Annotated in this window: 11 protein-coding genes; 8 read left to right on the forward strand and 3 right to left on the reverse strand. The window is 61.1% G+C overall.

The genetic code is table 11. The features are described 5' to 3' along the window. Positions 1–263 precede the first annotated feature (263 nt). The 7 genes from AACY31_RS23375 (at position 264) to AACY31_RS23405 (ending at position 8,585) form a co-directional block, all read left to right on the forward strand. Positions 264–1,025: a hypothetical protein gene (locus AACY31_RS23375; protein WP_339475637.1), complete on the forward strand. Its 762-nt coding sequence runs from the start codon at positions 264–266 to the stop codon at positions 1,023–1,025. Between the two features lie 79 nt (positions 1,026–1,104). Next, a complete protein-coding gene (locus AACY31_RS23380) occupies positions 1,105–1,602 on the forward strand; it encodes a CS1 type fimbrial major subunit (protein WP_339475640.1) in 498 nt (165 codons plus the stop codon). Between the two features lie 72 nt (positions 1,603–1,674). Then, positions 1,675–4,362: a TcfC E-set like domain-containing protein gene (locus AACY31_RS23385; RefSeq protein ID WP_339505133.1), complete on the forward strand. Its 2,688-nt coding sequence runs from the start codon at positions 1,675–1,677 to the stop codon at positions 4,360–4,362. Continuing rightward, positions 4,359–5,522, forward strand: coding sequence for a CfaE/CblD family pilus tip adhesin (locus AACY31_RS23390; protein ID WP_339505134.1), 1,164 nt, complete (start codon positions 4,359–4,361; stop codon positions 5,520–5,522). Before AACY31_RS23385 ends, AACY31_RS23390 begins: the two co-directional genes overlap by 4 nt. A 295-nt stretch (positions 5,523–5,817) precedes the next feature. Continuing rightward, a complete protein-coding gene (locus AACY31_RS23395) occupies positions 5,818–7,137 on the forward strand; it encodes an MFS transporter (protein ID WP_339475647.1) in 1,320 nt (439 codons plus the stop codon). A gap of 301 nt (positions 7,138–7,438) precedes the next feature. Next, positions 7,439–7,693: a hypothetical protein gene (locus tag AACY31_RS23400; protein ID WP_339475649.1), complete on the forward strand. Its 255-nt coding sequence runs from the start codon at positions 7,439–7,441 to the stop codon at positions 7,691–7,693. 271 nt (positions 7,694–7,964) lie between these two features. After that, complete coding sequence (locus AACY31_RS23405) at positions 7,965–8,585, forward strand: flavin reductase family protein (RefSeq protein ID WP_339475652.1); 621 nt, start codon at positions 7,965–7,967, stop codon at positions 8,583–8,585. Between the two features lie 38 nt (positions 8,586–8,623). Here the strand turns inward: AACY31_RS23405 and AACY31_RS23410 are convergent, their stop codons facing one another. Together AACY31_RS23410 and AACY31_RS23415 are read right to left on the reverse strand one after the other, a co-directional pair. Continuing rightward, positions 8,624–8,869 carry a hypothetical protein gene (locus tag AACY31_RS23410; RefSeq protein WP_339475726.1) on the reverse strand — a complete coding sequence of 82 codons (246 nt, stop codon included), beginning with the start codon at positions 8,867–8,869 and terminating at the stop codon, positions 8,624–8,626. Between the two features lie 43 nt (positions 8,870–8,912). Beyond that, complete coding sequence (locus tag AACY31_RS23415) at positions 8,913–9,266, reverse strand: putative quinol monooxygenase (RefSeq protein WP_339471127.1); 354 nt, start codon at positions 9,264–9,266, stop codon at positions 8,913–8,915. 328 nt (positions 9,267–9,594) lie between these two features. On the opposite strand from AACY31_RS23415, the gene AACY31_RS23420 reads away from it, so the two are divergent. Beyond that, entirely contained in the window at positions 9,595–10,524 is a 930-nt protein-coding gene (locus tag AACY31_RS23420) for an AraC family transcriptional regulator (RefSeq protein ID WP_339475654.1), read from the forward strand. A 131-nt stretch (positions 10,525–10,655) separates the two neighbouring features. Here the strand turns inward: AACY31_RS23420 and AACY31_RS23425 are convergent, their stop codons facing one another. Continuing rightward, positions 10,656–11,675 (reverse strand): alpha/beta fold hydrolase, encoded by a 1,020-nt coding sequence (locus AACY31_RS23425; protein ID WP_339475656.1) that lies wholly within the window; start codon positions 11,673–11,675, stop codon positions 10,656–10,658. Between the last annotated feature and the right edge of the window lie 163 nt (positions 11,676–11,838).

Genomic DNA, 11,838 nt, shown 5'->3' on the forward strand with positions numbered 1-11,838 from the left:
CCAAGACTGCGCGCACTCGGAATCCCATCCATTTCGCAGTAGTCAGCAAGCAGGGGGCATTGAAACATTAATTTACTCCGGAAATTTCCCACAGGAAATAGCGAAGGATTTGAAGCAACAAAGAAGTACTACGTGGGTCTCGCGTGGCGTTATCGAAGCGCCGGTGTTTTCGTGGCATGACCGTAGGTTTTGGTCGAAACAGGCCCCCTGTACTCAGGGTATTGAAACGTTGATCGTCCATCTTCCTTTGTTTGAGGTTTGAAATGCATTTGTATCAAGCGCTTACCCATCGCTGGGCTGTCCTGGGCAAACTGGCCTTCATGACACTCGCCATCAGCCTGGCGCTTCCAGCGACCGCCAACATGGTCGTGTACCCGATGAGCAGCACCATCGGCGCCGAGCAGGATGGCATTGGCCAGATCCAACTGCATTCCAAGTCCGACAAGGTGCAGTACATCAAGGTCAACGTGACCCAGATCCAGCGCCCCGGCACGCCGGACGAACATGAAAGCCCGCTGTCGCCCGCCGATGCCCTGGGCATTGTCGTATCGCCACAACGCACGGTGCTGGCGCCTGGCGCGAGCCGCACCATACGGATCATCGCCCAGGCAATACCCAGCGAAGAGACCGTCTATCGGGTCTATTTCGAGCCGGTCGCGGCACCGGGTCTGGCGGAGGAAGACGATTCAGGGCCAGACGGGGTAAAACCCAGGATCGGCGTCAACCTGATTTGGGGTGCCTTGGTACGTCTGTTGCCCGACGAGCGTCGCACCAGCCTCAAGCTGCAACCCAAGGGCAACGAACTGCGCAACGACGGCACACTGCGCGTCGGTGTGCTGCAGGTCGGTCGATGTGCCGACGTCCAGGGCGAGAAAGACTGCATCTGGAACGACGTCAACCGCAGCCTTTACCCCGGCAGCACGCTGCCTGTCTCGACACCCGGCGCCAATGGCAATGTGCTCGTGCGTTTCGTGACCAGCGACGATAAGCGTCCACGCACCCTCACTGTAACGCCGGAAAGCTAATCCCCCACTGTTGACCCAGGCCACGTGCTCGCGCACGGGGTCAGGCCCCCGTTCACCCATAGCAAAAGAGGAAAACCCCATGAAACTGATGAAGTTCGCACCCTTGGCCCTGCTCGCCCTGACCTCGCTGCCCGCCATGGCAGTAGACAAGAGCATCATGGTCTTTGCCGATGTCGACCCGACGCTGGAAATCCTCCAGTCCGATGGCAGCCCGCTGCCACCGTCCATGGAAATGGCGTATCTGCCGGGTGCTGGCCTGCGGCCAACCAGCCTGAGTACGCGGATCTACAGCAATGACACAAACAAAGACATGACCTTGCGACTGATCACCAGTCCAGTCCTGGCCAACATGACCAACCCCGCCGCCGCGGCCGTTCCCCTGAGCGTGAACTACGGCGGTCGGGCGCTCAATACCACCGGTGTCACGTTACCCGCCGCCGACCTGTTCCCAGGTGGCGACCCTACCAGCGGCTCGATCGAGCAAATGCTGGAAATCCGCCAGAGCACTGCTGGCGTAATCGCCAACGCCGGTCGCTACGAAGGCATGGTCAGCCTGGTATTGACCCAGCAGCCTTAAGTATCGCCGGTTCGTCCCCAGAAGGGAGGTGCGGCGCCGCCGTACTTCCCTTTTCCTCCGTCAAGGCTCTGTATGAAACGCCACTTCACCGTACTCTCCATCACCCTGTCCTGGGCGCTGGCCGATGCCGTATCGGTCGCATCCACCGATCTGCCCCAGGTGCCGGCCGGTTTCGAAGCCCTGGTTGAAGGTCAGGTGGAACAACTTGAACTCCACCTGCTCAATCGCATCCTGGGCCTGCATCCTGTGATGGTGCGCCCCGGCCGTATCGAATTCCAACAACCCGAGCGAATCGCGGCGCTGCTGATCGAGGCCGGTGCCTCGGCCTCCGCCCAGGACCTGCAATCGTTGCTGTCTGAACCGTTGCCAAGCAACAGCCAGTTGGCCTGCTCCTATGGCCTGGCCAGCGAAGCGAGTTGCGGTTACCTGGAAACCGACGCGGTGGCGGTAATTCTCGACGCGGCCGGCGCGCGCCTGCAGATCCTCATGCGCAAGGACTGGCTGCCGGCCAACGATGCGGCGGCGCTGCGCTTGCATACACCCACCGAGGCCCAGAACGCCCTGGTCCATCGGCAAAACATCAACATCGCCCAGGCCGACAGCTACCGCGCCTTGGGTACCAGCGGCCTCGGTGCACTGGGCCTGGGCGAAACCAGCCACCTGGGCTTCACCTGGAACTACCAGGCCTACCAGAACAAGCGCAGCAGCGAAAGCAACCTGGAGTTCAACAACATCTACTACCGGCAGGACTTCGATCGTGAACACTACGCCCAGGCCGGGCGCATGGACATGAGCAACCTGTCCAGCGCCGAAGGCGGCAATTTCAGCTTCAGCCTGTTGCCCCTGGGCCGGATCGATGGCGCCCGTGTCGGTACCACCCTGGCTTACCTCAACCGCGACGTCGTTGGGCAAGGCACGCCGATTTCCCTGATCCTGACCCAGCGCTCGCGCGTCGATGCGTTCCGTGGCGAAGAACTGCTGTCCACCTCCTACCTGGACGCCGGCGTGCAGAACGTCGACACCCGGACCTTCCCCAACGGCAGCTATCCGGTGACCCTGCGGGTCATCGAAAACGGCCAGGTGACCCGCACCGAAACCGTGCCCTTCAGCCGCACCGACGGCAACGGCCTTGGGGACGACACTGTGCAATGGTTCTTGCAAGGCGGGCGCACGGCGGAACATTCGTTGTATGAGCAGGCCCCCTCCGCCGTAGCCCAGACCGGCCTGCGCATTCCGTTGCGTGATGACCTGGCGTTCACCAGCGCCATCACTTCGCTGGACTCGGCGTTCTACAACGAGAGCCGCCTGGATTGGGCCGGCACGCTGGGCGCCAGCAACTGGTCGTTATCGGGCGCCGTCCTGGCCGGCAACGATGGCGCGAGCGGTAATAGCCAGCAAATGACCTTCACCCACGGGATCTCCTGGAACCTGTATCGCTACTCGCTGCGCAGCCCGTCCTGCGAACACAACACCCGCGCCTACCAGCAGAGCGGCTGCAACGAAACCTTGATGGCCAGCGCTTCCCTGCCGCTGGCTGGCGGCACCCTCAGTGCCGGCTACACCTACAATCGCTATGCTCAGGTGAATCCGTTCTCCTACTGGAACGACTCTCCCGACGAAGACGACCCGACCCGCGACCTGACGACTTCCACCTGGGCCCGGACCCTGCAATTGGGCTTCTCCCGCAGCCATGTCCTGGGGCCGTTTCACCTCATTCATCGGGTGGGCGCCTTCCGCAATGCTAGCGGCAACCGCGACACCGACCATGGCGTGTACCTGAGCCTGAACCTGTCCCACAACGAGCGCTCGAATACCGGCGGCTATCGCCAAAGCAACATCGGCGTGGACATGCGTCGCGAACAGAATGCCCGTGACAGCCTGCGCACCGGCCTGGGCCACACCCGCGCCTGGGACAACGAACAGGGCAGGAATGAAGTGAACACCGGGGTCGGCTACGATGACCTGGGACGCTGGGACGCGGAAGTCGGCGGGCGGATCGAACGTAACTGGGGCGAAACCAGCCTGACGGTGGCCCAGCGCGGCGGGGACCAGCAAGACTCGCGGCCAAGCCTGAGCGGCAATCACTCCTCCTCTCTGGCGCTGGGGCGCGAAGGTTTCTTCTGGGGCCAAGGCCAAGGCGGTACAGGGCCAGGGGCCGCGGTGGGCATCGTCGCGGCACCAGTGGAAAACGCCACCGGGGCGGCCGCCAAGATCAGTGGCGGCTACGGCGCCCAGACCAGCATCGGCTTTGGTGAAAAGCGCCTGATTCCGGTCAACGGCTTCGAAGCCACCCAAACCCGCATCAGCGACGCCGATGCCTCGCGCCAGAACCTCAGTTCAGTGAACGTCGGCAACGGCAGCCGCGAGTGGTTCCTGCAACCGGGCAAGCTGGCCGTGCAACGGATCGAGTCCAGCGTCAGCTACACCTACGTCGGGCGCCTGGTGAATGCCCAGGGTGAACCGCTGGCACAGGCGGCGATCCTTAATGCGGCGATGCTCGAGACCGGCGAGGACGGCAGCTTCGTTGTCGACCTCAATCATCATCCCGAACCTTTGTTCGCCCTGGACCTCAACGGCGTGCACGCCTGCGCGATACAAACCCGGGCCGCCCACAGCAGCCTGCGGCGGGTTGGCACGCTCACCTGCCAGAGCACCACTATGGATGCCCTGCCCAAGGATCTCAACGACCAGAATCGCCTGGGGCGCTGGACTGCCCGTCGCAATGCCGCGTTATCGCCAGACAAGAGAAACCAACCATGAACCTGTCTTCATACCTCCATCGCCGGATACGCCAGGTATGCACCTTGCTCTGCAGTGCGGTTGCACTCGTGACGCTGCCTGCCCCAGCCCAGAATAACGTTGACCCGAGCGATTATTATCAGCGTGAAGAGTTGAGCTTTGACCGTGCCGCGCCCGCCAGCGACCATTACTTATGGACACGCAAGATGCACGGCTATAGCGACACCAACTTCAACTACCGTCAGATGCTCTTTGTCTGCCTCTCGTCCAGCGATCCGAAAAACGGGGCCTGCCCGACCTCAAACTCGGGGAATGCAGGCATCAGTTCCATATCACTTCGGTTCACCGAACGACGCAGTCGCCTTTCTCAGGTGCTGGTTGTTCGAGGATACATGGAGCGGTACTTCACAAACTCGGGATGCTTCACCACCGGATGGGGAACCCGCCAGCACCACCTGACCAGCAACAACCATCAGGTGTGCGGAGACCAGATCAGCCCTCGGGGCAGTGCCTCCACCATCTGGATACCGCAATCGGAACTGGCCAGACTGCCATCGGGAGGAGTCTGGACCGCACAGCTGAGACTCAAACTGAAAACATACGCCAGCCAACCTATCGGGGCAGCCAACACCTACACCGTGGACTTCAAGCTGGACGTCACCGACCACAACAACATGCAGATCTACCTGCCCGCCTACGGTGTCAGTACTCCACTGGTGGACCTGAACCTGCGCACACGCCCCTTGAGCAACGGCCCGGGTGGCATCGTCTCCGGCCAAACCGTCGTCGACGCCTGTCTCTACGATGGCTACAACGCCAACAGCCAGCGCTACGAAATCCGCGTCACCGGCACCAACCCCGTACCGGGCATGGATGGGCGCTTCTTCGTCCACCATGCCTCCGGCGGCATCGGCGAGCGCAACCGCATCGAGTACAAGGTCCGCACCCGCACCGCCAACCTGGGGGAGACCCAGCACGTGTCCGGGCAACCGGTGAGTTTTACCGGCATCAACAACGCCGACATCCGCGCCGTGCGCCTGCCCAACGTGCCCTTCCCGGTGGTGTGCACACCCTGGCCGATCACCTTGCAGACCCCGGCCTTCAACCAGATCGACAAAAACACCGGGCAGTACCGGGGCGAGTTGAAGCTGGAGTTCACGCCCTCGACGTCTTCGCCCTGAGGCTTTGTAGCGCCTGAACCGGCGCCATCGCGAGCAGCTCCCACAATGGTTCGTACATACAGGTCCAAATGTGGGAGCGAGCCTGCTCGCGATGAGGCCCGCACAGACATCGAACTTCCCACTGCATAAGCGGATTCCCGCCCACTTCACCAGCCACAATGAGCGGATTTTTGCCTACGCGACACCACCAACCCCTCTAAACCGGCCTTCTAGCACCTGGCACAGCTCCTGCTATAGCCCTGTCAGGCTGCGTTCCCACGCGCTCCACAAAAACAATTAAACGAAGGATCCTTCAATGGACAACTCCAACGCCCTGCCCATTGGGTCGGCTGCCGTGCCCGCCCGTGAAAGAACCACCGCCAGCCGGATCAAATCGATCTTCAGCGGCTCGGTCGGCAACATGGTCGAGTGGTATGACTGGTACGTCTACGCCGCGTTCTCGTTGTACTTCGCCAAAGTATTTTTCCCGGCCGGGTCATCCACGGCACAACTGATGAAAACCGCCGCGATCTTCGCCGTGGGCTTTTTGATGCGCCCGATCGGTGGCTGGCTGATGGGCCTGTACGCTGACCGTGCTGGCCGCAAGGCGGCACTGATGGCCTCGGTGTACCTGATGTGCTTCGGTTCACTGATCATCGCCCTGAGCCCCAGCTACGAAACCATCGGCGTCGGCGCGCCGATCCTGCTGGTGGTGGCCCGCTTGCTCCAGGGCCTGTCGGTGGGCGGCGAATACGGCACCTCGGCAACCTACTTGAGCGAAATGGCTACAAAGGAACGTCGCGGTTTCTTCTCCAGCTTTCAATACGTGACCCTGATCTCCGGCCAACTCATCGCTTTGGGCGTGTTGATCGTGCTGCAACGGTTTCTCACCACCGAAGAGCTGTACGCCTGGGGCTGGCGCATCCCGTTTGCCATCGGCGCGCTGTGTGCGATCGTGGCGCTGTACCTGCGTCGCGGCATGGAAGAAACCGAGTCGTTCACCAAGAAGGAAAAAGCCAAGGAAAGCGCGATGCGCACCTTGATGCGCCACCCCAAGGAACTGTTGACCGTGGTCGGCCTGACCATGGGCGGCACCCTGGCGTTCTACACCTACACCACCTACATGCAGAAATACCTGGTGAACACCGTCGGCATGAGCATCTCCGACTCCACCACTATTTCCGCCGCCACACTGTTCCTGTTCATGTGCCTGCAACCGGTGATCGGCGGGCTTTCGGACAAGATCGGGCGCCGGCCGATCCTGATCGCCTTCGGCATCCTGGGCACGCTGTGCACCGTGCCGATCCTCACTGCCCTGCACTCCATCCAGACCTGGTGGGGCGCGTTCTTCCTGATCATGGCCGCGCTGATCATCGTCAGCGGCTACACCTCGATCAACGCCGTGGTGAAAGCCGAGTTGTTCCCCACCGAAATCCGCGCCCTGGGCGTCGGCCTGCCCTATGCGCTGACCGTATCGATCTTCGGCGGCACCGCTGAATACATCGCCCTGTGGTTCAAGAGCATCGGTATGGAAACCGGCTACTACTGGTACGTGACGGCCTGCATCGCCGTGTCGCTGCTGGTGTACATCACCATGAAAGACACCCGCAAGCACTCGCGGATTGTCACCGACTGATATCCCAGTCGGACAAATAAAAGGGGCGGACCTGAACAGGTTCGCCCCTTTTTCGTTTCCTTGTCCCTAAAGAATTATCCGACATTAATCGCTGGTTAATGCCTGCCCTCCACTCTCACTCTCAACCAAACGCAATCCGGTGCCTGGGTGATGAGACTTTTCGCCTGCCCTGTGACGATCGCAAACACATCTATTTAGTCGATTCATTTAAGCGTTTTTTTGCACTTTTTAATCAAATTAACAAGCGTAATATGAATTCCACACCCAAGGCACTTAACGCCAACCACTCTGGAGCACGACCATGAAAACCAAACTGATCCTTGCCCTGACCTTGTCCGTACTGGCTGCCAACACCTTCGCCGCCGATGGCTTCGACCGCACCAGTTCGGCCATTGCCGCTGACGGTTACGACCGCACAACCACTGCCACTGTTGCTGCTGATGGTTTCGACCGCACTAACGGCGCCACCGTCGCCGAAGATGGTTTCGATCGCACTGGCGGCGCCACCGTTGCTGAAGATGGCTTCGATCGCACTAACACTGCTGCCATCAGCTAATCCGAGAACGACACCCTCACAGCCCGGCTTCGGCCGGGCTTAGTTATTGATGGGAGATGGAAAAAGGAAGACCACCGCTGGTTTTGTTATCGCCACTCACCACATTGCGGGCTTGCTCGCGAAGACAGTGTGTCAGTCGACATCTATGTGTCTGAACTTGCCCATTCGCGAGCAAGCCCACTCCCAGAGGGTCCCTGGGTACTGACAAAAACAGTGGGGCCCTGCACTATCTTCACTCCCTTGAAACTCCACCGCAGGACCTTCTTCAGCCATGCCCGATGACATCCATTTCTACGAACCCGCCAACGGCCACGGCCTGCCCCACGACCCGTTCAACGCCATTGTTGGCCCGCGCCCCATTGGCTGGATTTCGTCCCAGGATGCCGAAGGCCACCTGAACCTGGCACCCTACAGTTTCTTCAACGCCTTCAACTACATTCCGCCGATCATCGGATTCTCCAGCGTCGGGCGCAAAGACAGCCTGAACAACATCGAACAGACCGGCGAATTCGCCTGGAACCTGGCCACGCGCCCCCTGGCCGAGCAGATGAACCAGAGCTGCGCGATGGCCGCGCCAGAGGTCAATGAGTTCGAACTGGCGGGTTTGACGACGGCGTCGTCACGGGTAATCCAAGTTCCGCGCGTCGCCGAAAGCCCGGTGTCCTTCGAATGCAAGGTCACGCAGATCATTCAACTGCAGCGCGCGGATAAAGGGCTGGTACCGAGCTGGCTGATTCTCGGCGAAGTGGTCGCCGTGCATATCGCCAAGTGGCTGCTCAAGGATGGGGTATACGACACCGCCGCCGCCGAGCCGATCTTGCGCGGTGGCGGGCCGGCGGATTATTTCCAGTTGGGGCCCGAGGCGTTGTTCAAGATGCATCGCCCTCGATAGAGGCTTGCACGGTGGGAGCAAGCCTTGCTCCCACAGCGTTAATCTCGTGAGCTCCAGAGCAACCCGCCCTCGTCGTCGACACCCTTGAGGTGGGTCAGTTGCAGGGCTGCCGCTTCATCGGCTTTGACAGCGGTCTCGAAGGCCTGGTCTTCAAGGATCTTGTTGAAGCGCGGCGCACCTGAGCCGCCGATGGCCTTGGTGGCAATGGCGGCATGGTAACCGCCGCCTTCCTTGGGAACGACAGCGGAAACAGCTTCAAAGGTTTCAAAGGCTTTACGTGCCATGTCTTGTGCATCCTGGCGGTGGAAAATGACGCTCATTAAACCTTCATCCAGCCAGTTTGTGTACCTGCGCCCGACACCCTTCGGTCGCGTCGGCAGCAGAAACTTCCCTGAAGGTGTGGAAATCCAGGCTGCTGACCACCAGGTCCTGCACCAGCTCGGCGAAAATCGCCATGGCCGGTGAATTGAAGTAGGCGTCCATCGATGGCTGATTGACCCAGAGCCCGGACACCAGCCACAAATCAGCGTCGCATTGCGATTGCTGCAAAGCAAAGTGCAAGCAACCGGGGGCCTGGCGCGAGGGCGCGATCAGCGTACTCAGTCGCGCCCCCAGTTGCCTGGAGCAACCGCCGCGGGCACGGACGAAAGCCATGTGGCTGACGGGGATCTGTGTCGTCATGTTCAACCCTCCCAGGTCATCCGTTGTGCAGCCGGGGACAGGCTGCGACAGGATCAAAGGTTAAGCGCCACGACGCCAGCTTCGTTAGTCAATTCCTGCCGACCCATTGCACAATCCTGCACATCGGCGCCATAGAATTCGCCATCGCACCGATTGAAACCCGGGAAGTTGAAACAAAAGGTTTCAAGCAAGTTTCGGCAACGTTGCACCGTCATAGCCCCTTGCGCCGTGCAGGATCAGGCAAGCTTTCAACAGGATGTTGCTATCGCTGCGCCTTGCACAAACATAAGCTTTGGTTCATCGCTCCCTATCGCCTGAGGATCCCGGCATGTCGCCACTTGACCACGCCCATGTCCCGCTGGACACGCACTTGGAACAACAGCGCGCCGAATTGGCGTCGATCATCGACCGCAACACCAGCGAAGACGGCAGCTACGCCACGGCCATCGGCTCGCTGAACCTGTCGCGCCACAGCAAGTCTCAAAAGTTCGCCCCGGTGCTGGCCCAACCGGCGCTGTGCATCATGGCCCAGGGCAGCAAACAGGTGCGCCTGGCGGATGAGTACTTCAACTACGACCCGCTCCATTACCTGGTGGTCTCGGTGTCGATGCCGTTGAGTGGCTGCATCGCTGACGTTTCGCCGCAAGAGCCGATCCTCGCCCTGCGCCTGGACATCGACCCGGCGGAAATCACCGCACTGATCGCCGACGCCGGCCCCCTGAGTGTTCCGACCCAACCCGCCGGACGGGGGCTGTATGTCGAACGCCTGGACACGCCGACGCTCGACGCCGTGCTGCGCCTGGCGCGCTTGCTGGACAGCCCGAAAGACATCGCCATGCTTGCGCCCCTGGTGCGCCGGGAGATTCTGTACCGCCTGCTGCGCAGTCCCCAGGGTTATCGGCTGTACGAAATCGCCATCGCCAACAGTCAGAGCCATCGCATCAGCCAGGCGATCAAATGGCTCAACGGCCATTTCGAACAGCCGCTGCGCATCGATGACCTGGCCCGGGAGGTGAACCTCAGTGTCTCGACCCTGCATCACCGCTTCAAGGCCATGACCGCCATGAGCCCGCTGCAATACCAGAAGCAACTGCGCCTGCAAGAGGCCCGACGGCTGATGCTCGCCGAAGGGCTGGAGGCCTCGGCGGCGGGGTATCGCGTGGGTTATGAAAGCCCTTCGCAATTCAGCCGCGAGTACAGCCGGTTGTTCGGCGCGCCGCCGCTGCGGGATCTGGCGCGGTTGCGGATGACCGTTTGACCCAGAGTTTGTGTTGATTGGAACGACCCCTGTGGGAACAAGGCTCGCCCGCGATGAAGGCGACGCGGTCTTCCAGAGATCGAGGTGGCTGTTTCGCGAGCAAGCTTTGCTCCCCCTCGCCACAGGAAACGCTAGAGCAGGTTAGGCGCCTGCACCGGTTCGATCTGCGCCCAGTGCGACGGGTCTTCGCGGTGCTGCTGCAGATACGGCAGCACGGCCGCCAGCAACGGGGCCTTGAATGCCTCCTGGAAACGATGGGCCAGGCCCGGGATCAACTTCAATTGGCTACCTTGGATGTGCGCCGCCAGATGCACGCCATGCATCACCGGTAGCAAAGGGTCGGCGGTGCCGTGGACCACCAGGGTCGGCACCCGCAGTTGATTGAGCAGCGCCACGCGACTCGGTTCGGCCATGATCGCCATGATCTGGCGCTTCACGCCTTCGGGGTTGAAGGCCCGGTCATAGGCCACGGCGGCCTGATGCAGCAATGCCTGGCGATCATCCGCCACCATCGGGCTGCCCAACGCGGCCAGCAGATCGGCCTGCTGCTGCAGGGCCGCTTCGCGATTCGGCGCACCGCGCCGCGACAGCAACTGCACCAGCGCGGCGCTGGGTGCGGGCAAGCCTTCGGCACTGGAACTGCTCATGATCAGCGTCAGACTTTCGACTCGCTGCGGCGCCATGGCGGCCATGTGCTGGGCGATCATCCCGCCCATGCTCACGCCCAACACGTGGAAGCTCTGCACCTGCAAGGCATCCATCAACCCCAGCCCATCATCGGCCATGTCGGTCAAGGTATAAGGCGCGGCCACGGGCAAGCCGAGTTTGTAGCGCAACGCTTCAAAGGTCAGGTTGGCGCTGCCGGGGGCCTGGCGCCAGGTGGACAGACCAACGTCGCGGTTGTCGTAGCGAATCACCCGGAACCCCTGCTCGCACAGGGCGACCACCACTTCGTCCGGCCAATGGATCAATTGCCCACCCAGGCCCATCACCAGCAACAGCGCCGGATCCGAAGCACGGCCAACGCTCTGGTAGGCCAGACTCACCTGATCCAGATCGACCCGTTGGGTCGCAACATTGATGTCACACCGCAAAGCCGCCATCGACGGCAGGCCGAAAAACAACGCGGCCAGGAAAATGAATACACGCATGAAGAAACACCGAAACGCAGAACCCCAGTAGAGCGCGAGTCTGATGAAGTTTGTTCAAGCGCGCTGCCACAGTTGCGTGACAGTTTGATGAAGATTGCGTAGGAGCTGCCCAAGGCTGCGATCTTTTGACCTTGATCTGCTGTTTTTTCACTCTTGACTCAAT

The sequence above is a fragment of the Pseudomonas sp. RL_105y_Pfl2_101 genome, from assembly GCF_963970585.1.
Classification (GTDB): Bacteria; Pseudomonadota; Gammaproteobacteria; order Pseudomonadales; family Pseudomonadaceae; genus Aquipseudomonas.

What these genes read in the sequence shown, in the direction of transcription:
- AACY31_RS23375 (WP_339475637.1), top strand. Translation starts at nt 264, where the DNA reads ATGCATTTGTATCAAGCGCTTACCCATCGCTGGGCTGTCCTGGGCAAA.
- AACY31_RS23380 (WP_339475640.1), top strand. Translation starts at nt 1,105, where the DNA reads ATGAAACTGATGAAGTTCGCACCCTTGGCCCTGCTCGCCCTGACCTCG.
- AACY31_RS23385 (WP_339505133.1), top strand. Translation starts at nt 1,675, where the DNA reads ATGAAACGCCACTTCACCGTACTCTCCATCACCCTGTCCTGGGCGCTG.
- AACY31_RS23390 (WP_339505134.1), top strand. Translation starts at nt 4,359, where the DNA reads ATGAACCTGTCTTCATACCTCCATCGCCGGATACGCCAGGTATGCACC.
- AACY31_RS23395 (WP_339475647.1), top strand. Translation starts at nt 5,818, where the DNA reads ATGGACAACTCCAACGCCCTGCCCATTGGGTCGGCTGCCGTGCCCGCC.
- AACY31_RS23400 (WP_339475649.1), top strand. Translation starts at nt 7,439, where the DNA reads ATGAAAACCAAACTGATCCTTGCCCTGACCTTGTCCGTACTGGCTGCC.
- AACY31_RS23405 (WP_339475652.1), top strand. Translation starts at nt 7,965, where the DNA reads ATGCCCGATGACATCCATTTCTACGAACCCGCCAACGGCCACGGCCTG.
- AACY31_RS23410 (WP_339475726.1), bottom strand. Translation starts at nt 8,869, where the DNA reads ATGGCACGTAAAGCCTTTGAAACCTTTGAAGCTGTTTCCGCTGTCGTT.
- AACY31_RS23415 (WP_339471127.1), bottom strand. Translation starts at nt 9,266, where the DNA reads ATGACGACACAGATCCCCGTCAGCCACATGGCTTTCGTCCGTGCCCGC.
- AACY31_RS23420 (WP_339475654.1), top strand. Translation starts at nt 9,595, where the DNA reads ATGTCGCCACTTGACCACGCCCATGTCCCGCTGGACACGCACTTGGAA.
- AACY31_RS23425 (WP_339475656.1), bottom strand. Translation starts at nt 11,675, where the DNA reads ATGCGTGTATTCATTTTCCTGGCCGCGTTGTTTTTCGGCCTGCCGTCG.